This window comes from Kaistia geumhonensis (assembly GCF_030815145.1).
Lineage (GTDB): Bacteria > Pseudomonadota > Alphaproteobacteria > Rhizobiales > Kaistiaceae > Kaistia > Kaistia geumhonensis.
The window spans coordinates 1,339,704-1,362,016 of sequence record NZ_JAUSWJ010000001.1; the positions used below are offsets into that span (position 1 = coordinate 1,339,704).

At 69.6% G+C, this 22,313-nt stretch carries 18 protein-coding genes, 2 tRNA genes and 1 pseudogene; 10 read left to right on the top strand and 11 right to left on the bottom strand.

What is annotated here, in order from left to right; genetic code table 11:
* Positions 1-96 precede the first annotated feature (96 nt).
* The 7 genes from QO015_RS06385 to QO015_RS06415 all read left to right on the top strand — a co-directional run bounded on the left by QO015_RS06385 (position 97) and on the right by QO015_RS06415 (position 8,183).
* Positions 97-303: a hypothetical protein gene (locus tag QO015_RS06385; RefSeq protein WP_266280733.1), complete on the top strand. Its 207-nt coding sequence runs from the start codon at positions 97-99 to the stop codon at positions 301-303.
* 91 nt (positions 304-394) lie between these two features.
* Complete coding sequence (locus QO015_RS06390; protein WP_266280731.1) at positions 395-1,771, top strand: transaminase; 1,377 nt, start codon at positions 395-397, stop codon at positions 1,769-1,771.
* Positions 1,768-3,129, top strand: coding sequence for a glutamine synthetase family protein (locus QO015_RS06395; RefSeq protein WP_266280729.1), 1,362 nt, complete (start codon positions 1,768-1,770; stop codon positions 3,127-3,129). The genes QO015_RS06390 and QO015_RS06395 overlap by 4 nt, the downstream gene beginning before the upstream one ends.
* A 37-nt stretch (positions 3,130-3,166) precedes the next feature.
* The gene (locus QO015_RS06400) at positions 3,167-5,488 is read left to right on the top strand and encodes a putative bifunctional diguanylate cyclase/phosphodiesterase (protein WP_266280728.1); all 2,322 of its coding nucleotides are present in this window, start codon (positions 3,167-3,169) and stop codon (positions 5,486-5,488) included.
* Between the two features lie 182 nt (positions 5,489-5,670).
* Complete coding sequence (exbB, locus tag QO015_RS06405; protein WP_266280726.1) at positions 5,671-6,525, top strand: tonB-system energizer ExbB; 855 nt, start codon at positions 5,671-5,673, stop codon at positions 6,523-6,525.
* Positions 6,526-6,528: 3 nt separating this feature from the next.
* Positions 6,529-6,975 (top strand): TonB system transport protein ExbD, encoded by a 447-nt coding sequence (exbD, locus tag QO015_RS06410; protein WP_266280724.1) that lies wholly within the window; start codon positions 6,529-6,531, stop codon positions 6,973-6,975.
* Positions 6,972-8,183: an energy transducer TonB gene (locus tag QO015_RS06415; RefSeq protein WP_266280721.1), complete on the top strand. Its 1,212-nt coding sequence runs from the start codon at positions 6,972-6,974 to the stop codon at positions 8,181-8,183. Before exbD ends, QO015_RS06415 begins: the two co-directional genes overlap by 4 nt.
* Before the next feature lie 21 nt (positions 8,184-8,204).
* Here QO015_RS06415 and QO015_RS06420 read toward each other — a convergent pair whose 3' ends face one another.
* From QO015_RS06420 to mgtA, 4 genes are all read right to left on the bottom strand, one after another.
* Positions 8,205-9,191 carry an SDR family oxidoreductase gene (locus QO015_RS06420; RefSeq protein ID WP_266280719.1) on the bottom strand — a complete coding sequence of 329 codons (987 nt, stop codon included), beginning with the start codon at positions 9,189-9,191 and terminating at the stop codon, positions 8,205-8,207.
* A gap of 86 nt (positions 9,192-9,277) precedes the next feature.
* The gene (gene eno / locus QO015_RS06425; protein ID WP_266280717.1) at positions 9,278-10,585 is read right to left on the bottom strand and encodes a phosphopyruvate hydratase; all 1,308 of its coding nucleotides are present in this window, start codon (positions 10,583-10,585) and stop codon (positions 9,278-9,280) included.
* Positions 10,578-11,633, bottom strand: coding sequence for a phosphotransferase family protein (locus tag QO015_RS06430; RefSeq protein ID WP_266280716.1), 1,056 nt, complete (start codon positions 11,631-11,633; stop codon positions 10,578-10,580). Before QO015_RS06430 ends, eno begins: the two co-directional genes overlap by 8 nt.
* A 30-nt stretch (positions 11,634-11,663) precedes the next feature.
* On the bottom strand, positions 11,664-14,231 hold the full coding sequence (gene mgtA / locus QO015_RS06435) for a magnesium-translocating P-type ATPase (RefSeq protein WP_266280715.1): 2,568 nt from the start codon (positions 14,229-14,231) through the stop codon (positions 11,664-11,666).
* Positions 14,232-14,806: 575 nt separating this feature from the next.
* Here mgtA and QO015_RS06440 point away from each other — a divergent pair.
* Together QO015_RS06440 and QO015_RS06445 are read left to right on the top strand one after the other, a co-directional pair.
* Positions 14,807-15,088 (top strand): annotated as a pseudogene (locus QO015_RS06440) (transposase); the annotation flags it as partial.
* Between the two features lie 3 nt (positions 15,089-15,091).
* A complete protein-coding gene (locus tag QO015_RS06445) occupies positions 15,092-15,250 on the top strand; it encodes a DUF982 domain-containing protein (RefSeq protein ID WP_266282426.1) in 159 nt (52 codons plus the stop codon).
* A 27-nt stretch (positions 15,251-15,277) separates the two neighbouring features.
* Here QO015_RS06445 and QO015_RS06450 read toward each other — a convergent pair whose 3' ends face one another.
* Positions 15,278-16,276: a sensor domain-containing diguanylate cyclase gene (locus QO015_RS06450; RefSeq protein ID WP_266280713.1), complete on the bottom strand. Its 999-nt coding sequence runs from the start codon at positions 16,274-16,276 to the stop codon at positions 15,278-15,280.
* Between the two features lie 431 nt (positions 16,277-16,707).
* Positions 16,708-16,784: transfer RNA gene (locus tag QO015_RS06455), tRNA-Pro, on the bottom strand.
* Between the two features lie 190 nt (positions 16,785-16,974).
* Here QO015_RS06455 and QO015_RS06460 point away from each other — a divergent pair.
* Positions 16,975-17,049 (top strand) — tRNA-Gln (locus QO015_RS06460).
* A gap of 221 nt (positions 17,050-17,270) precedes the next feature.
* On the opposite strand, the gene QO015_RS06465 is transcribed toward QO015_RS06460, so the two are convergent.
* From QO015_RS06465 to QO015_RS06485, 5 genes are all read right to left on the bottom strand, one after another.
* Positions 17,271-17,471, bottom strand: a complete 201-nt coding sequence (locus QO015_RS06465; RefSeq protein ID WP_266280711.1) for a helix-turn-helix domain-containing protein — start codon at positions 17,469-17,471, stop codon at positions 17,271-17,273.
* Between the two features lie 89 nt (positions 17,472-17,560).
* Positions 17,561-19,012 (bottom strand): NAD-dependent succinate-semialdehyde dehydrogenase, encoded by a 1,452-nt coding sequence (locus tag QO015_RS06470; RefSeq protein WP_266280709.1) that lies wholly within the window; start codon positions 19,010-19,012, stop codon positions 17,561-17,563.
* Position 19,013: 1 nt separating this feature from the next.
* Entirely contained in the window at positions 19,014-20,180 is a 1,167-nt protein-coding gene (locus QO015_RS06475) for an iron-containing alcohol dehydrogenase (protein ID WP_266280707.1), read from the bottom strand.
* 91 nt (positions 20,181-20,271) lie between these two features.
* Positions 20,272-21,303, bottom strand: coding sequence for an oligopeptide/dipeptide ABC transporter ATP-binding protein (locus QO015_RS06480; RefSeq protein WP_266280706.1), 1,032 nt, complete (start codon positions 21,301-21,303; stop codon positions 20,272-20,274).
* Entirely contained in the window at positions 21,300-22,313 is a 1,014-nt protein-coding gene (locus QO015_RS06485; protein ID WP_266280705.1) for an ABC transporter ATP-binding protein, read from the bottom strand. The genes QO015_RS06480 and QO015_RS06485 overlap by 4 nt, the downstream gene beginning before the upstream one ends.

Here is a 22,313-nt window from a genome sequence, read left to right on the forward strand (position 1 = left end):
AGCGGGCCGGATCGAAAGGTCCGGCATGAATTCATATCTTCAGTCCAATCGCGGCCCGGTCCTTGCATGGCTGGGTATGGCGAAAGGAGGCATTCGGTGTTCGACAACTACATCATCGAGATCGACGACAAGGCCGCCGGCATCCTCGTGAGGTCCGACCGCGCCTTCGCGTTCCACGCCCTCGAACGCACCTTCTCCGTGCTGGAAGGCATGCTGTTTCCCGATGCGATCGCGGCGGAGCGCGCCGCGCGCAAGGTGAGACGCGGCCCGCCGGCCACTGCCCTGGCGGCTGCCGCCGGCTGACGATCGAGGCCCCGCACCTGCTGCGGGGCCTTCTCTTTTGCGCGCCCGGCGCGCTATGGTGATCCCGCTCTGTCGGGGTTCATCTGCGAAAGTGACGTTGCGCGACGATCTGCATGCGAGAGCCGAGGCCCTCGTCGAACGGGAAACCGCCGCCTTCGTCGCAGCCCATCCGGTGTCCGAGGCCCTGGCGGCCATCGCCCGCCAGAACTATCCCGGCGGCGTTCCGATGCACTGGATGCTGGACTGGGAGACGCCCGTCCCGCTCTCCATCGTTTCCGCCAGCGGCGCCACCGTCGAAGATGCCGACGGGCTCAGCTATGCCGATTTCTGCCTCGGTGACAGCGGCGCGCTGTTCGGCCACTCGCCGCCCGCCGTGGCGCGAGCGATCGCGGATCAGGCGAAGCGCGGGCTGACGGCCATGCTGCCCGGTCCCGACACCGCCCTGGTCGGACAGCAACTCGCGCGCCTGTTCGGCCTTCCCTTCTGGCAGACGACCGCGACCGCGAGCGACGCCAACCGGGCCGTGATCCGCTGGGCGCGGGCGATAACCGGCCGGCGCAAGCTGCTCGTCTTCGACGGCTGCTATCACGGACAGGTCGACGAGACCTTCGCGACGCTCGAGGACGGCCGCGTCGTTCCCTCGCGGGGACTGATCGGCCCTATCCCCTCGGCGAGCGACGACACGCTGCTCGTGCCCTTCAACGACCTTGCCGACGTCGAGGCTGCGCTCGCCGGCAACGACGTGGCGCTGCTGCTCACGGAACCGGCACTCACCAATACCGGCATGGTTCTGCCGCAGCCGGGCTTCCTCGAAGGCCTGCTCAGGGTGGCGCGCGCGAAGGGTACGCTCGTCGCCTTCGACGAGACGCACACGATTTCGACCGGCCGTGGTGGACATACCGGCAGTCTGCGCCTCTCGCCCGATTTCTTCGTGCTCGGCAAGCCGATCGCCGGCGGGCTGCCGGCCGCGGTCTACGGTTTCAGCGCCGCGATCGAGGCCGCCATGCGGCGGGTCCAGGCCGCGCGGCCGGACGGCTATAGCGGCATCGGCACGACGCTGTCCGGCAATCTCCTGACGATGGCGGCGATGCGCGCCTGCCTGACGGAGGTGATGACGGACATCAGCTATCTCCACATGACGAGCCTCGCGGCGGCGCTGGCCGACGGCCTCGACGCGGCGATCGCCACGCGGGCCCTGCCCTGGTGCGTGATCCGCCTCGGCGCGCGGGTGGAACTGGTGTTCCGCGAGACGCCACCCTCGAACGGCGCCGAAGCGCGCGAGGCCCTCGATCCACTGATGGAGCGGGCGCTGCATCTCTATCTTCTCAACCGCGGCGTCATCGTGACGCCGTTCCACAACATGATGCTGGTCTCGCCGGCGACATCCGGATTGGATGTCGAACGGCTGGTGACGCTGATGGGCGAAGCCTTCGACATCCTGACCGGCCGAGCCGGAGGCATGCCATGATCCGCCCCGATCCCAGCGAGGCGGAAGCCTTCCTCGCCGCACACCCGGACGTCCTGCAGTTCGAGGCGTTCATCACCGATCCGAGCGGCGTCCAGCGAGGCAAGATCCTGCGCCCGGAGGAACTCATCGGCGCCTTTCGCCACGGCCGCCCCCTGCCCTGCTCGATCCTCTCGCTCGACATCACCGGCGCCGATGTCGAGGAGACCGGCCTCGTCTGGGACGAGGGCGATTCCGACCGCGACTGCATGCCCGTCGCCGGCACGCTGACCGCCGCGCCCTGGCTGCCGGTACCGACGGCGCAGATGATCCTGACCTCGTTCGAGAAGGATGGCAGCCCGTCGATCGCCGATCCACGTCATGCGGTCGCCCGCGTCGTCGACGCGCTCGCGGCGCGCGGCCTCTATCCGGTGGTCGCGATCGAACTCGAATTCTACCTCGTCGATCGCGAAGCGATGCTGGAGGGCCGGCCGAGGCCGCCGAAGGGCAAGGGCGGCTTCCGACAGGAGCAGTTGCAGGCCTATCTCCTGCAGGATCTCGAGGACTTCTCGCCCTTTCTCGACGACGTCTATGCCGGCGCGAAGGCGATGGGTCTGCCGGCGCGCACGCTGATCTCGGAATATGCGCCGGGCCAGCTCGAGATCGTGCTCGGCCATCGCACCGATGCGCTGCGCGCGGCCGACGACGCCATCCTCTACAAGCGCCTCGTGAAGGGCGTCGCCGAGAAGCATGGCTATGTGGCGACCTTCATGGCCAAGCCTTATGCCGATTATTCCGGCAGCGGCATGCATGTGCATGCGAGCCTCGCCGATGACGACGGCGCCAATCTCTTCGCCGGCGAGGGCGACGCCAACGCGCTCCTGAAGCAGGCGATCGGCGGCCTCAACGCCACCATGGCCGAGAGCATGGCGATGTTCGCGCCCAACGCGAATTCCTATCGCCGCTTCCGGCCCAACTCCTATGCGCCGGTCGGCCCGGCCTGGGCCATCGACAACCGCTCGGTGCCGGTCCGCGTGACCGCCGGCCCGCCCGCCAGCCGCCACCTTGAGCAGCGGGTCTGCGGCGCCGATGCCAACCCCTATGTCGCGCTCGCGACGGTGCTCGCCGGCATGCTGGAAGGCATCGAGCGCGGCATCGATCCGGGCCCGCCGATCACCGGCAACGGCTACGAGCAGATCGCGCCGAGCCTGCCCACCACCTGGCACGCGGCGCTCGCGGCTGCGCGCGCGTCCCGCTTCCTGCCGGAGCGGCTCGGGGCCGACTTCGTCGCTCATTACCTCGCGATCAAGGAGGCCGAATGCGCGCGCTTCTTCGCCGAAATTCCCGACCTCGACTACGCGCTGTATCTGCGGCTCGCTTGAAAGAGTAGCTTAATCGCTCGCATCCTAGAGTCGCGCCGTGAGCTTGGGGCGGGACCGCATGGTCGAGGACTATCTCGAAGGAATCGGGCAGGCGACGCAGTTCTGCGACGTCCGCGACCTTCTTTCCGCCTGGAGCGAGGCGGCCGCGGCGGCTGGCGGCGTTCCCGATCACACGACCTTCGTCGCCGGACCGGCCGCCCCGTTCATCGAGCGGCTCCTGCTCCTCAGCGCCGTGGACGAGACCATGGTCTATGACCGCGTGGGCTCGGCGGTCGTGTCGCTGTTCGGCCATGACCCGACCGGACGCCGTCTCGACGACATCGACAATCCGGGCGTCCGTCCTTTCAAGCACCGCTACCGGGAGGCTGCGATCGGCGATCGGCCGGTCTTCACGATCCAGCACCAGGTCAGCCTGAACTCGATCGGCACCAACGAAAGGTTGCTGCTGCCGACGCGGACCGACGGGCGCAAGCGGCTCGCCGTCTATGTGCGCAGCCGCGGCGACGCGCGCGACCTGATGCGCTCCGTCTTCAACGCCAGCAGCGACAGCATCACCGTGATCGAAGCGGTGCGCGACGCCACCGACGCCATCGCGGATTTCCGCATCGTCGCCGCCAATGCCGAATCGGCGCGGCGCATGAGGCAGGAACCGGAAGGGATGGTGGGCCGGCTGCTGACGGAGTTCTTCCCGTTCGCCCGAACGAACGGCGTCCTCGCGCGCATGATCCATGCGGTCGAGACGCAGGTGCGCGACGTCGTCGAGACGCGCTATCCGATGCAGGGCGAGATCGTCGAGCGGGAGCTCCGCCTCGTCCCGAACGGGGACCGGCTGACCGTCACCAATATCGATGTCGGGCCCCATCGCTCGGCCGCCCGTGCGGTGGAGAGGAACCGAAACGAACTGCTGACGGCCAACCGCCTCCTCGCCTGCCAGGCGGAAGACCTCAGATCCGCCAATGCGGCACTGGAGGAGACCGCCCGCGAGCTGCGCGCCGAGATCGATCGCAACCGCGCGCTCGAAGCCGAGCTCATCCGCCGCGCCCGCTATGACGGGCTGACCGACCTGCCCAACCGCAGCTACTTCGAGGCGCGCTTCCACGAGATCATCGACGAGGCGCGGCGCTCGGGACGACGCGTCGCGCTCTGCATCCTCGATGTCGACCATTTCAAGGAGATCAACGACCGCTTCGGCCACAACACCGGCGACGTCGTCCTGCGCGAAATCTCGGCCCGGCTCACGCGCACCATCCGCTCCACCGACGTCGCCGGGCGGCTGGGGGGCGACGAATTCGCCGTCCTGCTCATCGACGCGGCGGACGCGGAGGCGGCACGCGCCGCGGTCGCCCGCATGGTCGCCGAAGTGATGCGGCCGCTGACCGTGCTTCGCCAGGACGTGCCGGTCAGCCTCAGCGCCGGCATCGCGATCTTTCCGCAGGACGCCGGCACCGAGAGCGATCTCATGGCGGCGGCCGATCTCGCCGTCTATCGCGCCAAGCGGGCCGGCCGCGGACGACCCGTCTTCTTCGCGCCGGAGATGCGCGCCGAGGCCGACCGGCGAACACGACTCATGCACTCGCTCGGCCGGGGCGTCGCCAACGGCGAACTCCGCCCGCACTACCAGCCGCTGCTCGACCTGCGCACCGGCCAGCTCGTCGGCTTCGAGGCGCTCGCCCGCTGGCATCATCCCACCGAAGGGGTGCTGGCGCCGGGGCTCTTCGCCGAGGCCTTCGACGAGCCCGACCTCGCCCGCGCCATCACGACGACGATGGTCGACGCCGTCGCGTCCGATCTGCGCAGCTGGAGCCACACCGCGGTCCCGGCGCATGTCAGCGTCAACGTCACCGCCTTCGACCTTCGGATGGACGGCTTCGCGACCGATCTCAGGGACCGCCTGCAGCATCGCGGCCTGACGACGGGCCAGCTGGCCCTCGAAGTCACCGAGACCACCGTGCTCTCGCGCGATTCGCAGCGCATAGCCGCGACGCTGACCGAGCTGCGCTCCCTCGGCTTTGCCGTGGCGCTGGACGACTTCGGAACGGGCTATGCCTCGCTCAGCCATCTGATCTCGCTACCCTGCGACACGATCAAGATCGACCGTTCCTTCATCTCCGGTCTCGGGGCCAGCCCGCGTACCGCCGCGGTAGTGCGCTCGATGGTCCAGCTGTCGGCGGCGCTCGGTCTCGAGATCGTCGCCGAGGGCGTCGAGACGCGGGCCGAACTCGACGCCATCCGCGCGCTCGACTGCCATCTGGTGCAGGGCTATCTCGTCTCCGAGCCGCTTCCGGGCGAGCGCATTCCCGCCTTCGTCGCGAGCTTCGCCCCGCGGCCGACCGCGTTGCGGAGCGTCCTCAGCGCCTGATCGCCGCGGGCGACCTGGAATTATTCCAAGTATAATCTTTCGCTACCAGACAATTACTTCTTGATTCGAACAACGCGCTGCCGCAGTCATCAGCAGCCGCGATCGATACTCTTTCGATCCATTATAAACTGAGATCCGGCGCGACCGGTATTTGCCGGATCTCTCGTGATGAGTCTGCTGCCATGACTGGAAGGGCCGTCCCCGCCCCCTGCCGCATCGCCGCCACCACCTTCGCCCTCGTGCTGCTGGTCGCCCAAGCCGCGCCGGCGCTGGCACAGGGCCTTCCGACGCCGATCGCGTCCATCGATGTCGATGCCGAACCGCTCTCGCCCTGGACCATGATCCAGCACGCCGATCTCGTCGTGCAGAGCGTGATGGGCGGCCTCGCCTTCGCCTCGCTCGTCACATGGACGATCTGGCTGGCGAAGACGATGGAGCTCGCGGCCGCGCGGCGGAAGGCCGGCGCAGCGACGCGCCGCCTCGCCGAGGCCGACAGTCTCGATCAGGGACTGCGCGCCCTCGACCATGGCTGGACGCGCAACGGGCCGGTCGCCGATCTCGCCCAGGCCGCGGCGATGGAGCTGCGCCGGTCGGCCGATCTTCCGGCGGACGGCGTCAAGGAACGGCTCGCCATCGCGCTCGCTCGCATCGAGGCGCGGGCCGGACGCGCCATGGCGCGCGGCACGGGCGTGCTGGCCACCATCGGCTCGACGGCGCCCTTCGTCGGGCTGTTCGGGACGGTGTGGGGAATCATGAACGCCTTCATCGGCATCAGCGAGACACGGCAGACCAGCCTCGCCGTCGTGGCCCCCGGCATCGCCGAGGCGCTGCTCGCGACGGCCATCGGCCTCGTCGCCGCGATCCCGGCGGTCATCATCTACAACCACTTCGCCCGGCTCATCGCCGGCTATCGCGCACAGCTCGCCGATGCGGGCGCCGAACTGCTGCAGCATGTCTCGCGCGATCTCGACCGCGCGCATGCCGCGGCCCCGCCGCCGGCCGCACGCCGCGCCCCCCAGCTCGCCGCAGCGGAGTAGACCATGGCTGTCTCGCTCAAGGATTCGTCGGCCGACGATCTCGGCGAAGTCTCGGAGATCAACGTCACGCCGTTCATCGACGTGATCCTCGTGCTGCTGATCATCTTCATGGTCGCCGCGCCGCTCTCGACCGTCGATGTCGCCGTCGACCTCCCGGTGTCCAATGCGGCACCGGCCACGCGTCCCGACAAGCCCCTGTTCCTCACGGTGCGCGAGGACCTGACGCTCGCCCTCGCCAACGATACGGTGCCGCGCGAGACGCTGCAGGCGCGGCTCGACACGATGACCTCGGGCAACCGCGAGGAGCGCGTCTTCCTCCGCGCCGACGGCGCCGTCGCCTATGGCGAGCTGATGCAGGTCATGAACCTCCTGCGCTCGGCGGGCTATCTCAAGATCGCGCTGGTCGGGCTGGAGGACCAGGGCGCGGCAGCGCCAGCCGGAACACCATGAGCCGGACAGGCCGCAGGGGATCCGGCGCCGCGGACACGGCGGCGCGCTGGCTGCTGGCCGGCTCGCTGGCCGTCACCGCGCATGGCGCCGTCGTCTGGGCGGTATCGGAATGGACGACGCGCGAGGCGGCGGCCAGCGAACCGCCTCCGGCGATGATGATCGAGCTCGCGCCGCTCGCGGTGACGCCGGACAGCGTGCCGATGCAGTCGGTCGCCTCCGCCGCCAGCGCCGAAGCCGAACCGCAGCCCGAACCCGCCCCGGAGGAGCCGAAGCCGGCCGCCGAGCCGCCGCCGCCCGAGCCGGAACCGACGCCGCCGCCGGAGCCGCCCAAGGTCGAGCCGCCGCCTGCGCCTCCGCCGCCGGAGCCGACACCGCCGCCCAGGGCAGAGCCGCCTCCGCCTCCGCCCGTGCCGGAGCCGCCCAAGGTCGAACCGCCCAAGCCCGAGGCGCCAAAGCCCGAGGCGCCAAAGCCCGAGCCGCCCAAGGCAGAGCCGCCGCCCGAGCCCGCGCTGCGCCTTCCCGAGGCGCCGGCTCCGGAGGCTCTGCCTGCGCCTCCGCCCGCGCCACCCAAGGTCGAGCCCCCGAAGGAGGAGCCCCCCAAGCCGGAGCCGCCGAAACCGGAGCCGCCCAAGCCGGAACCTCCGAAGCCGGAACCCCAGAAGCCGGAGCCGCCGAAGGTCGAGCCCCCCAAGGCCGAGCCGCCTCAGCCGAAGGTCGAGCCGCCGAAGCCCTCGCCCGTCGAGCCGAAGAAGGTGGAGCCGGCGAAGCCGAAGGTCGAGAAGCCGCGCAGGCAGGTGGCCGAGAAGAAGCCCGAGGCGAAGAAGCCGAAGGCGGCCTCGCAGAAGAGCGCGCCTTCACCGAAGGCGGCGGATGCCGCGGCGACGAAGGGAGCGAAATCGGCGGCACCGGTCTCGGGCGCCGGCGTCCAGTCGGTGTCGCCGGCGACATGGAAGAGCCGCCTGCTCGCCCATCTCAACCGCAACAAGCGGTTCCCGCGCGGCGCGGGCACGGGCACGGCTTCGGTCGCCTTCACGATCGACCGGGCCGGCCGTGTTCTCGCCGCGAGGCTGGTCGGGTCCACGGGCGATGCGCGGCTCGACGCAGAGGCGGTCAGCCTCCTGAAGCGCGCGAGCCCGCTGCCGCCGCCGCCCGAGGGCTTCGGCAAGGGCAGGATCGCCCTCACCGTGCCGGTGCGCTTCAGCCGCTGAAGCGCACCGCGGACGGCCTCGTCAGTTGCCGAGGGCGGACTGCTCGGCCGCGATGCGGTCGAAGAGCGCGTCCATCGCGCCGGCGTCCGGTGCGGGCCCCGCGAGGCGACGCTTCACATGCGCGATGGGCTCTTCGAGGATCGTCTCGAGGTCCTCGGCGCAGGTGAAGTCGCCGGCCACGCTCTTGACCTTGCTGTTGTCGAACAGCGCCGCCCAGGTCTTGTCGCCCATCAGCGGGCCTTCCCATTCGGCGTGGTAGCGTACGAGCGTGTCGGTCGGCACATGCACGATCTTCGCCTCGACGCCGAGGCCCTTGGCGATCGTGCGGTAGATCGCGTCCCAGCCATGGCCGCGGTCGGCGGTGATGTGGAAGTCCTCGCCGATCGCCTTCTCCTTGCCGAAGAGGCCGACGAACGGCTTGGCGAGGTCGACCGAGCGCGTCAGCGTCCAGGGCGTCGTGCCGTCGCCGCAGACAATGACCGGCTTGCCGGCCAGCATGCGCCGCGCCGAGAGGTCGCCGTCGTTCATCATGCTCGGAATGCCGTTGCGGACCGTGTGGCTCGGCCGCACGATCGTCCAGGGCAGTCCGCGCGTCGCCCGCAGCTTCTCTTCCGCCGCGATCTTGGCCTGGCTGTAGAGCCAGTAGGGGTTTACCGCCGGCGTCTTCTCGGTGATCACATAGTGGCGCGCCGGCTTCTCGTAGACGGAGGCCGATGAAATGAAGATATACTGGCCCGTCTTGCCGGTGAAGACGCGGATGTCCTCGTCCATCTGGTCGGGCGTGAACAGCATGAACTGGCAGACGACGTCGAACCGCTCGTCGCCGAGCCTGCCATAGCTCGCCGGGTCCTTCATGTCGCCGGTGATGGTGCGCACGCCGCCCGGGAGCTCCTCCTCCGAGCGGCCGCGGTTGAAGACGGTGACCTTGTGGCCGGCCTCGACCGCAAGCTGCACGCAAGGCAGCGAGATCTGGCCGGTGCCGCCGATGAACAGCACGTTGAGCGACATTGTTCTTCCTCCCGGGGGTTGGGGGAAGAGGCTAACGCGGCCCATGAATCGCTTCAAGCCGCAATCGGCCGGCCCGGCATAGGGCGCTAGAGCGTCAGCCGCTCCTGGCCCCACCAGGTGCGGGCGAGCGGCGCGCCGCCGACGAAGGCGCCGTGCGGCAGCGCGTCGGCGATGCGCAGGCATTCGTTCCACTTCGCCATGCGCTCGGACCGCGTGAACGAGCCGACCTTGAGCTGGCCGGCGCCGAGCCCCGCCGCGATATGGCTGATCGAGACATCCTCGGTCTCGCCCGAGCGGGCCGAGACGATGGCGCGCCAGCCGGCCGCCTCCGCCGCCGCGAAGGTGGCGAAGGCCTGGCTGACCGTGCCGGTCTGGTTGACCTTGATCAGCACCGCGTTGCAGGCGCCCTCGCGGGCCGCGCGCTCGACCAGCGCGGCATTGGTGACGAGATAGTCGTCGCCGATGATCTGGACGCTCTCGCCGAAGCGCTCGGTGAAGGCGCGCATGCCGGCGGTGTCGTCCTCTGCCAGCGGATCCTCGATCGAGGCGATCGGATAGGCGTCGATCCAGCGCCCGAGAAGATCGATCATCGCGCCGGAATCGAGCTCGCGATCCTCGAGCGCCAGGCGATAGCGGCCGTCCCTGCCGAACTCGGAAGCGGCGATGTCGAGCGAGATCACGACGCGCCCGCTCCTCCCCTCGCCGGCCCGCTCGATTGCCTCCGCCAGGGTTTCCAGCGCCTCCTCGTTGGACGAGAAGACCGGCCACCAGCCGCCTTCGTCGGCGACACCCGCGAGGCGCCCCTTCTTCGCCATGAGATCGCCGGCCGCGAAATAGACGGCGCTGGTGACGTCCATCACCTCGTCGAAGCTCGTCGCGCCGGGCACCATGATCATGAAGTCCTGGACATCGACGCGACGCCCGGCATGGGCGCCGCCGCCGAAGATCTGGATTTCCGGCAGCGGCAGCGAGGGCGTGCGCGACCAGTGGTCGGCGATGTGGCGCCAGAGCGGCTTGCGGGCCGAGGCCGCCGCCGCATGCAGCACTGCGAGCGAGACCGCGACGGTCGCGTTGCCGCCGATCGTCGCCTTGAGCGGCGAAGGATCGAGCCCGACCAGCACGGCGTCGACGCCCGCCTGATCCGCGGCGTCGCGGCCGCGCAGCGCCCCGGCGATCAGCCCGTTCACATGGGCGACAGCGCCGCGCACGTCCTTGCCCCGCAACCGCTCGCCGCCATCGCGCAGCTCGATCGCCTCGCGCGTGCCCCGCGAGGCGCCGGCCGGCGCGATCGCGCGGCCGATGGCGCCGTCGGAAAGCGTCACCTCGGCCTCGACGGTCGGATTGCCGCGCGAATCGAAGACGCGGCGGCCGCGGATCGCGGTGATGTCAGCCATGATGGTCGAGGTCCGTTCCGATGCGGGTGAGGAGATCGTCGAGGCGATGAGGGGGCGACGGGATGAGGGCCGCTGCGATGGCGCGGACGGTGCGGCGCTCGGGCTCCGAGAGATATTCGACCGGCGACTTGCCGTCGATGCGGGCGAGCATCAGCGCCGGCAGCAGCGCGGCGATGCGCCGTTCCAGCGTATCGACATCCTCGAAATCGACATGCGCCGCATAGCTGCGCCAGAATTCAGCGGCGGACGCGAGGAGCGGCGCCCGCATCGGGCGGACATGGACCGCCTTCAGCACGAGATGGTTGAGACAGAAGGCGACGTCGAAGGCGGCGTCGCCCATGGTCGCGCATTCCGCGTCGAGCAGGATCGGCCCGGTCGGCGCGAGAAGGATGTTCTTCGGGCTGATATCGCCGTGCACCAGCACGGTGCGCGCCAGATCGAGTCCCCCGGCCAGCGTCGCGAGCGTCTTCGCGAGGTCCGGATGGCGGCCTGCCGCGAAGAGCAGATAGGGCTCGATGCGCAGGGCGCGGAAGTCGTCGGCATTGCGGAACGGTGCGTCGTCGAAGCCCGGCCGCGTCGAGGCTGCATGAATACGACCGAGCCGGTCGCCCACCGCCTCCGCTTCGCCGGCGGGCGGCGATCCGGCGAGAAGGCACGCCTTCCAGAGCCGCACGCCATCGCCGCCGACATAATCCATGGCGAAGCCGTTCTCGGCCTCCGACCAGCCGAAGAGCCGCGGGACGGCATCCGGCACGACGCTGCCGGCGAAGGCGAGCCAGGCATATTCGGCCCGGCCGCGGCGCACCGGCGCGCGCCATTCGGCGGCGACCTTCAGCTTCGCCAGCGCGAACTTGACACAGACTTTCCGGTCACCGAGATCGACCACGCCGATATCGGAGGCGACCCCGCCGGCGAGCGGTTCGGCGCCGCGAATCTCGTCTTCTCTCGCAAGTCCGAGCCCGACGACGAGCCGGCGCGCGCGCGGCTCGAACGCCTCGACATCGTCACCGGCGCCGCTGGAAGCCGCGCCGTCCTCATGCCCCTGCATCCCGCTCCTCCCGCGATCCGCAACTTCTCTTTAGCGGCGCGGCAGGTCCCCCGCCAAGGGGGCGGGCGGCGATGGCACAATCCCGCCGCCGCCCCTCGTCGCCGCCCCCATGGCGAAGCGCTTCAGGACCTCGGCCGATCCGAGATAGAGGGCGGCGATGACGGCGATGGCGAGAAGGAGCGGCGCCGGCAGGGCGACGAAACCGAACACCGCGCCGAACGGCCCGAGTGCGATGCCGAGCGCGAGCGCCAGCGCGCCCAGCGAGGTGAGCACGAGGATCGGGTTCGGGCGGCCTTTCCAGAAGGGTCCGGCGGTCCGGATCAGGAAGATCACGAGAATCTGCGTCGCGATGGATTCGACGAACCAGCCGGTGCGGAACGTCGCGACATCGGCGTCGAAGCCGTAGAGCAGCACGCCGAAGGTGAGGAAGTCGAACAGCGAGGACAGAGGGCCCATCACCAGGGTGAAGCGAAGGACCGCGTGCATGTCCCACACCTGCGGACGCGTCTCGTCTCCGCCGTCGTCGCGATCGAACGGGATGCCGATTTCCGAGAGGTCGTAGACGAGGTTGTTGAGCAGGATCTGCAGCGGCGCCAGCGGCAGGAAGGGCAGCAGCATCGAGGCGACGGCGACCGAGAGCATGTTGCCGAAATTCGAGCTCGTGCCCATGCGGACATATTTCATGATGTTCGCATATGTGCGCCGCCCCTCCGCGACGCCGTCGGCGAGGACGCCGAGATCGGGATCGAGCAGGATGATATCCGCCGCCTCGCGCGCAACGTCGGCGCCGCCATCGACGGAGAGGCCGACATCGGCGGCATGGATCGCCGGCGCATCGTTGATGCCGTCGCCGATGAAGCCGACGACATGGCCCCGGCGACGCAGCGCGGCGACGATGCGCGCCTTCTGATCCGGCGCGACGCGAACGAAGAGATCGGTGTCCGGCGCGCGCGTGGCGAGCGCGGCATCGCTCATCGCGGCGATCTCCGCCCCCGTCAGCATGCCCGTCGCTGGCAGCGACAGCGTGCCGACCAGATGGCTCACCACCGCCTCGCCATCGCCGGAGATGATCTTGACGCGGATGCCGGCCCGGACGAGCCGCGCGACGGCGGCGGTCGCGGAGGCCTTGGGCGGATCGAGGAACACCGCGAAGCCCGACAGGATCAGCCCGGCCTCGCCCTCGGCCGTCAGCGCGCTCGCCTCGGCCGGCCGCCAGCCGACCGCGAGCAGGCGGAGCCCCTCCCTGCCCCTCCCGGCGATCAGCGCATCGACGGCCGCCCGCCGATCCGCGTCCAGCGGCACGAGCGTTCCATCCGGCTCCTCGCAGTGGGTCGCCCGCGCGAGAACGGCCTCGGGCGCGCCCTTCGTGACGATGATCCGCTCGCCGCCCCGCTCCAGCAGCACCGAGGCGCGCCGCCGCTCGAAATCGAACGGCAGATCGTCGAGGCGGGTCCAGCCCTCCTCCTTGGCCGACCGGGCAGCGAGGATGGCCTGGTCGAGATTGTTGCGAAGGCCGCCGACGAAGCGGGCATTGAGCGCCGCAAGGCCGGCGACGCGGGCGCTGCCGGCGCCGGTCCAGCCAAGGCTCGCGACATGGGCGATGCGCGCCTCGGTGAGCGTTCCGGTCTTGTCGGTACAGAGGATGTCCATGGCGCCGAGGTCGTGGATCGCGGCGAGGCGCTTCACGACCACCTTGCGCCGCGCCATGCGGGCGGCGCCGCGCGCCAGCGTCACCGTCATCACCATGGGCAGGAGCTCGGGCGTCAGGCCGACGGCGAGCGCGACGGCGAACAGGAAGCCCTCCAGCGTCAGGCCATGGCGCAGCAGCTGCGCCAGCAGCACGGCCAGCACCAGGAAGCCGGTGAGGCGAAGGATCAGCATGCCCAGCGCGTGCACGCCCCGCTCGAAGCTGGTCGGCGGGGCGCTCGCCTGCAGCGCCTCGGCGATGGCGCCGAAGCGCGTATCGGCGCCCGTTGCGACCACGAGCATCGTCGCGGATCCCGAAACGAGGCTGGTGCCGCCGAAAAGCGCCGAGCCCTCGTCGCAGCCCTCTCCCGGAGCGGGCGGCGCCGGGTGCTTCTCGACGCCATAGGGTTCGCCGGTCAGCACCGCCTCGTCCGCGACTGCGCCGGCCGCCGCGATCACCAGGCCGTCGGCCGGGACCAGTTCGCCGGCGCCGATCTCCACGATGTCGCCCGGCACGATCTCGGCGACGGCGATCTCCGCCGCCTCGCCGTCGCGCTGCACGCGGGCCGTCACGGCGACGGAGCGCTTCAGCGCCGCGACCGTCCGCGCGGCCTGCCGCTCCTGCGCCATGTCGAGCCCGATGGAGCCCGCGACGATCACGAGAATGACGGCTGCGCTCTGCCAGTCACCCGTGAGGCCGGTCACGGCCGCCGCGATGAGCAGGATGGCGACCAGCGGCTCGGCCAGCCGGTGCGCCAGGCGGGCGACCAGCGAGCGCTCGGTCCGCACCACCGCGAGATTGGGGCCGAAGCGCCCGCGCCGCGCATCTGCCTCGCTGCTCGAAAGGCCGGCCGGTGTCGCGCCGAGCCGGCCGGCGACGGCATCGAGACCATCCAGCCAGAAGGCCGCCATCCGGGATTTCGCCTGTCCCCGATGGACCGTCCCCGCCCCTCGCCTGCGACCTGCCGTCATGACGCGCTCCGCCGCCCGCCGCGCCGAGGCGGCCGCCGCGTCCTGACTACGCCGCGCCGCGCTCGGCGTCTTCGATGTCGATCAAACTGCGGATGGGAAGGGCTCAAAAGCGAACCGCCGCCGGGAGGGGGAATCCCGGCGGCGATTGCTTCAGATGAGTTTCGTGCGAGGGCCGTTTCCGACGAGACGCGACCGTGGGGGAGACGTCTCCGGCGCTCGGGGGAACCACCGCCTCGCAGTTCCTATTGTTGCTACGCACATCGCGTTTTGCAAAGCAAAAAAACGTAGAGATTGTGCGGAAAGTGCATTTCTCCCCGCCAGTCTGCCGCAATAGTGTGCACTAGTCGACATATCGGGTGACCCTCGACGCGCGAGCGCCTGCCCGGAGCGGTTATCGGCAGTTCGGAACGGGATGAAGCGACGCCGGGTGATTCGCGGCCGGCTGCCGCCATGGGATCGTCGATCTGTGGGCTGCCCCCTGAAAAGTGGTCCTCCGTGAAGTCGGCTTTTGAGCCTTGGAGGATGCCGCTGGGGCGCAGAAGAAGCATAAGCCTGAAGAGATCGTCGCGAAACTTCGGCAGGTCGACGTGTTCTTGTCGCAAGGTCGACCAGTTGCCGAGGCGATCCGCACGATCGGAGTGACCGCCTTCACTTATTACCCTTGGCGCAAAGAGTTCGGCGGCCCGAAGAGTGATCAGGTGAAGCGGTTGAAGGACATCGAGAATGAGAACGAGCGGCTTCGCAAGGCGGTCTCGGACCTGACGCTTGAGAAGCTCATCCTGGCGGAGGCTGCCCGCTGGTTGCTCGAGCGCTGGCCGGCCGGCGCGATCAAGCCCAGAAGCTACGGCGATGCGCTGCAGGCCCGTCTCGGCGCGCTTGAAGGATCATCCTCGGCCGAGAGCGCGCGAGACGCACTGATCAAGGGCGCAGATGACGCGGGGATCCTCGATCGGTCGTGATCGCCGAAGCGCGCTGCCCGCTGTGGGCTAGGCCAGGCTGAAGGTCGCGCGCCCCAGCGCCTTCGCCGCATATAGCGCTTGGTCAGCGCGTGCCAGCCAGTCGGCATGATCTTCAGGCAAGGCATGATCGGCTATGCCGATGCTGGCCGTGAGCCGACCGCGCGTCGGGTGCCGTATCTCCGCTTCGTTGAGGCCGTGGAGAAGCCGGCCCGCGACGGTTACGGCACCGTCGGCGCTGCTGCCCGGCAGGATCAAGGCGAACTCCTCACCGCCGAAGCGGCAGATCACGTCATCCGGCCGCCGGGCGAATGGCGCGAGCAACCTGCCGAACTCGGCAAGCACGCGGTCGCCGCCAGCATGTCCCAGGCTGTCGTTGATCTCTTTGAAGTGATCGAGATCGATCAGCAGCAGCGAGACCGGCGCAGCGGTACGAACGGCTCGGCGGACAGCCCTCGGCAGTTCCTCGTCGAGCTTGCGACGATTGAAGAGCCCGGTCAGACTGTCAGTGTAGCTGTCCGATCGAAGCTTGGCGTTCTGCAGTGTCAGATTCAGCTCGTGGCCTGTGATCGCCGCGAGATCGGACAGTATCTCCAGATTGAAATCCGCTGGGGGGCCCGCCTCGGACCGCATCACGCAGAGTGTGCCGACGACGGAACTGCTCACGCCCCGGATCGGCACGCTGGCGTAGAATCGCCAGGGCAGGTCAGCCGCCAGCGGATGTCCGGCGAGCTGAGGCGACGAACGCATGTCTTCGATCACGAGCGGCTCGCCGGTCGAGATGACATGCGTGCAGACACTGCGATCCCGCTCAATAAAATCGTGCAGAGCATCGGATGTCTTCGACTTCATCCACTGTTGGCCAGCGTCGACAAAACTGAGAAAAGCGACGTCGGCGCCATAAACTCGCGACGCGATCCGCGTGATGCGGTCGAACCGTTCCTCCGGCGGTGTATCGAGCAGCCCGTAGCTGTAGAGCTCGTCGAGCCGGTTGGGCTCGTCGGCGGGCGGGGGAGGCGGTGTCCACATTGTCTGTTCCGTCGGGGCGGCGCAAGGGGCTCCGAGGAGTTTGCTCGGGCTTCACGTCAGCAGCAATATCAGTTGCCGCATTGGGTTCAGAAAGGTCAGTCGATTGCAATCACAGAGGTGATTGCCAGCCGCTCACACGCGCCCGTTCGGCAGGCCAGAGGGCGCGATCCGGATCGACGTCGTGCGCCCGGCACATTCCCGACAGACCAGATCGCGACCGGCGAGCGTGGCCGGAGCTCGTGTTGATGAGCCAATGAGCCGGGCGTCACGCCCATGCCTGTCAGTGAGCGGTGACCGTGTATCCGCCTTCAATGAGGCTGCCGAGGGTGCCGGTCACGCGATTCGGGGGCGTTTCTGTCCGGTTTCTGTCCGGAGACCGATGCGGCGCCGCGCACGCATCGGGAAAACCTCAAAAAATGCAAGAGGGTCAATGGTCGGAGTGGCAGGATTTGAACCTGCGACCCCATCGTCCCGAACGATGTGCGCTACCAGGCTGCGCTACACTCCGTGACCATCGGCGAGCGGGGTTATAGCGACGCGTGCTGGGCGCCGCAAGCGCGTAAATCGCGCCTGTGGATGAACGGCCCGGACAATGCCACGGCACGGCCGCAGCCGGCGTCGCCGCGCGCTTGTCGGCGTTGCGGGAAAGGCCCCTTGCCGCTATAGCACGGGCGTCGTGGCCCAAGAGCCGCGCTGGATGGGGCGTCGCCAAGCGGTAAGGCAGCGGTTTTTGGTACCGCCATCCGAAGGTTCGAATCCTTCCGCCCCAGCCAACCCTCCAGAATGGCCTGAACCTGCCGTTTCATCCGATATCCGGATCGCGTGTGCACGGCAGTTGTGCCGCTGACTCACGCCTGATCGCGCCTGTTGTCAGTCGCGCGTCCGACGCTCCGACCTGCGGCACCATCTCGGCAATGCGGTGCGAAATCCCGTCGGCACCGCAAGCCTCACCCGCTCCTCCGGCGACAGGCTGGATCGGCGCGGAAGGTGCGGGTCAGGCCTTGCGCCCCGAGGCGACGCTCGCGCCGGCGTCGGTGAGCTGCAGGCTGCGGTCCTGCTTGCGGAAGAGCGGGCGGCCGACCTGATCCTCGAGCTGCTTCATCTGCAAGCTCAGCGCGGACGGTGTGCCGCCGAGCGCCTCGCCGGCGCGTGAGAAGCCGCCAAGCTCGTCGGCCTTCGCCAGCGAGCGCAGCACGTCGTGTCGAGATCGACCGGCCGCATCGATTGCTACGCCTGCCGGACGGGCAGGACGGGCAACCGATGAACCCGGCGTCTTCGGCGGGCTCAGACGCTCATGCAGACATATTTCAGCTCGAGATAGTCGTCGATGCCGTGGCGGGAGCCCTCGCGGCCGAGGCCCGACGACTTGATCCCGCCGAACGGCGCCTCGGCGGTCGAGATGAGGCCGGTATTGACGCCGACCATGCCGAATTCCAGCGCCTCGGCAACGCGCCAGACGCGGCCGAGGTCGCGGGCGTAGAAATAGGAGGCGAGGCCGAATTCGGTGTCGTTGGCCATCGCGATCACCTCGTCCTCGCTCTCGAAGGCGACCAGCGGCGCGACGGGTCCGAAGGTCTCCTCCTCGAGGATCCGCATGCCGCGCTCGACGCCCGCGAGCACCGTCGGCTGGAAGTAGTTTCCGCCGAGCGCGGAGCGCGAGCCGCCGACGATCACGCGAGCCCCGAGACGAACGGCGTCCTCGACATGCGCCTCGACCTTTTCCACCGCGGCGCCGTCGATGAGCGGGCCGATGGCCACGCCGGGATCGCGGCCGTTGCCGACCTCGAGGCGGGCGGTCGCGGCGGCGATCTTGTCGGTGAAGGCCTCCATCACGCCCTGCTGGACATAGATCCGGTTGGCGCAGACGCAGGTCTGCCCGGAATTGCGGTATTTCGCGATGATCGCGCCCTCGACGGCGGCATCGAGATCGGCGTCGTCGAAGACGATGAAGGGCGCGTTGCCGCCGAGTTCAAGCGACAGCTTCTTGATGTCGTGCGCGCACTGGCGCATCAGGATGCGGCCGACCTCGGTGGAGCCGGTGAAGGTCAGCTTGCGCACCTTCGGATTGGTGCAGAGCTCGAGGCCGAGCGCCTTCGAGTCGGTGCCCGTCACGATGCTGAGAAGGCCGGGCGGCAGGCCGGCGCGCTCGGCCAGAACGGCCATGGCGAGCGCCGAGAGCGGCGTCTCGCGCGCCGGACGGCCGACAAAGGCGCAGCCCGCCGCGAGAGCCGGGGCGACCTTGCGCGCGATCATCGCATTGGGGAAGTTCCACGGCGTGATCGCGCCGACGACGCCGATCGGCTGCTTGAGGACGAGGATCCGCTTGTCGCGCTGGTGACCGGGAACGACGTCGCCATAGACGCGGCGTGCCTCCTCGGCGAACCACTGGATGAAGCTTGCGCCATAGACGATTTCGGCCCGCGCCTCGGCGAGCGGCTTGCCCATCTCGGCCGTCAGGATTTCCGCGAGATCGTCGGCCTTCTCCAGCATGAGCGCCTGCCAGCCGAGGAGCACGGTGCAGCGCTCCTTCGCCGTTCGCGCCGCCCAGTCCTTCTGCGCGAGCGCGGCGGCGTCGATCGCCTCCCGCATGGCATCGACGCCGAGATCGGCGACGCGGGCGACCAGGTCGCCGGTCGCGGGGTTGCGGACGTCGAACGTCGTCGTCCCCGCCTGCCAGCGGCCGGCCACGAAGGCGCGCGTCTCCAGGAGGACGGGATCGCGGAGTGCAAGGGTCATGTCAGAATCCTCGATAGGCGGCGGCATAGATCGCGAGGGCGTCGGCCTCGGTCAGCGGCCGCGGATTGTTGCCGAGCAGCCGCGTCTGCTTCATCGCGTCGGCTGCGAGGCCGGGAAGGAAGTCCTCGGGCACGCCGGCCTCGCGCAGCGAGCGCGGCAGGCCGCAATCCGCGGCCAGCGCGGCGAGGCGGTCGCAGAAGGCCGTCGCGCGCTCCGAGAAGGCGACCGCGCCGAGCTCGGGGAAGGCGAAGGGCGCCATCTCGGCATAGGGCTCGGAGACATGCTCGACGTTGAAGCGCAGCACATGCGGCAGGACGAGCGCGTTCGAGAGCCCGTGCGGGATGTGGAAATGTCCGCCGAGCGGATAGGCGAGCGCGTGGACGGCGGCGACGGGCGAATTGGCGAAGGCCTGCCCGGCGAGCATGGAACCGAGCAGCATCGCGCTGCGGGCCTCGATGTTGCCGCCGTCACGTACCGCTGTGAGCAGCGCGCGGCCCATCAGCGCCAGCGCCTCGCGCGCCAGCAGCCTCGAGACGGGATTGTTGTTGGCGTTCAGCGAGGCATAGGCCTCGATGGCATGGACCATGGCGTCGATCCCCGTCGCGGCGGTGACATGCGGCGGCAGGCCGAGCGTCAGCTCGGGATCGAGGATGGCGATGTCGGGCAGCAGCACGGGCGAGACGACGCCCATCTTCTCGCTCGTCGCCGTCGTGACGATCGAGATCGGCGTGACCTCCGAGCCGGTGCCTGCCGTGGTCGGGATGAGGACGAGCGGCAGCCGGCCGCCCTTGACCCTGCCGATGCCATAGATGTCCTCGAGCCGTTCCGCGCCGCGCGCCAGCACCGCGACGAGCTTGGCGACATCGAGCGAGGAGCCGCCGCCGAGGCCGATCACGCCATCGACCGCAGCGCCCCGCGCCGCTTGGGCGGCGGCCTGGATGACCGGCTCGGGCGGGTCGGCCTCGACATCGGCGAAGAGCACGGCCTCGACTCCCGCCGTGGCGAGCGAGGCAATGGCGCGCTCGACGATCCCGGTGCGGATCATGCCGGGGTCGGTGACGAGCATGACGCGGCGGCCGATGCGCTCGCTTGCCAGCGCGCCGAGCGCGGCAAGCGCGCCGGTGCCGAACTGGATGCTTCTCGTGGTGCTGAAGATGAAGGGCTTCATGCTCTCCTCGCGGCTTTGAAGACTGTCGGGGATGGGCCGGAGGGCGCTTCGCTGCAGCGCGGCGGCGGCTGGTGCGGGCGGCGCGGACTGATCAGGCGCGGGCGGGATCGAGCACGCGCGCCACGATCTTCTGGAAGCGCGCGGCGTTGTCGGTCGTCCCGCCGAGTGCCGTGACCCTCTGGTGGTTCACGCAGAAGACGTCGTGCCCGCCGTCGATGGCGATGCGCGGCGGAAAGGCGGTGCGGCAGCGCTCCTCCACGAACGGGCAGCGGCCGGCCAGCGGGCAACCCGGCGGCAGGTCGATCGGGCTCGGGATCTCGCCGGCGAGCGCGAGGCGCGTCTCCGTCTTGAGCGAGGGGTGCGGCAGCAGCACCGAGGCGAGCAGCCCGAGACTGTAGGGATGGCTGGGCTCTGCGAAGAGGCGCTCCGCCGGGCCGTCCTCCACGATGCTGCCGAGATAGAGCACGATCACGCGGTCGCTGAGGAAGCGCACCGTGGAAAGATCGTGCGAGATGAAGAGATAGGCGGTGCCGAGTTCGGCCTGCAGCTTCTGCAGCAGTTCGACGATCTCGGCGCGAGCGGTCGGATCGAGCGCCGATGTCGGCTCGTCGAAGACGACGAGATCGGGGCGCGTGATGATGGCGCGGCCGATGCCGACGCGCTGCTGCAGGCCGGCGCTGAGCTCTGACGGCAGCTTTTCCAGCATCGCAGGATGAAGGCCGATCTGCTCTGCCACCTCGACGACCCTCCGGTCGCGATCGGCGCGCGGCATGCCGACATAGATCAGCGGCTCGGCGAGGATGTCGGCCACGCGGTTGCGGGGGTTGAGGCATTCCGCCGGCTCCTGGAACACCATCTGCATGCGGCCGCGCAGCCCCGGCGAGCGGACATTGAACGATCCGCCGACGGGTTTGCCCTCGAACAGGATCGTACCGCTCGTCGGCGGCACGAGGCCGAGCAGGCAGCGCCCGACGGTTGTCTTGCCCGAGCCCGATTCCCCGACCAGCGCGACGGTCTGGCCGCGCTCGATCGAGAAGCTGATGCCGTTGACGGCCTGCACGCGCCGGCGCGAGCCGCCGATCGGGAAATGCTTGACGAGATCGCGCACCTCGAGAAGCGTCATGTCGCGCCTCCGACAGGAAAGTGGCAGCGGACCGCGGAGCCGCCGGGAAGCTGGCGGAGCGCCGGCCGCTCCATGAGGCAGCGCTGCTGGCGGCGCACGCAGCGGGCCGCGAAGCTGCAACCGCCCGGCGGCAGCGTCTCTTCCTCGGCCGGGGGCCGCGTCCAGTGCCGGCGCAGCTCCGAGCTGTAGGCGAAGGCCGCCAGCAGCATGATGCTGTAGGGATGCTGGGGCCGGTCGAAGAAGGTGCCGACGGCGGCGAGTTCCACGATCTCGCCGGCATAGAGCACGGCGATGCGATCGCAGAAATGCGCCGTGACGGCAATGTCTCGGGTGATGAAGATCGCCGAGGCGTCGTTCGCCCGGATCAGCGCCTTCAGGAGATCGAGGATCTGCGCCTGGACGGTGACGTCGAGGCCGCTGGTCGCGTCGTCTGAGATGACGAGCGTCGGCGAGCAGGCGAGCGCGATGGCGATCACCACGCGCTGCGCCATGCCGCCGCTGAGTTCGTGCGGATAGGCGTCGAGCCGGCGCTGCGGGTCGGGAATGGCGACAGCGCGCAGCAGGTCGAGCGCGGCCGTCCGCGCCGCCGCCTTGTCCAGCCCGCGATGATGGCGCAGCACATTGCCGATATGCTCGCCGACGGTCAGGACGGGATTGAGCTCGCCGCGCGGGTTCGGGATGATCATCGAGAGATCGCGGCCGAGGATCGCGCGGCGCGCGTCGTCCTCCAGCTCCGTCATGACCTCGCCGCGGAACGTCACGCGGCCCCGCGTCACGCGGCCCGGTCGCGGCACCATGCCGAGGATGGCGCGGGCGAGCGTCGTCTTGCCGGCGCCGGATTCGCCGACGACGCCGACCATCTCGCCGCGCGCGATGGTGAGGTCGATGCCGCGCAGCGCCTCGACGGCGCTGCCCGTCGGATGCGGGAAGGAGACGTGAAGATCCTCGACGGAGAGCAGCGGGCCGGCGGTGGTCGTCGCGTTCGGCGACGGCAAGGCGGTTTCGGACAT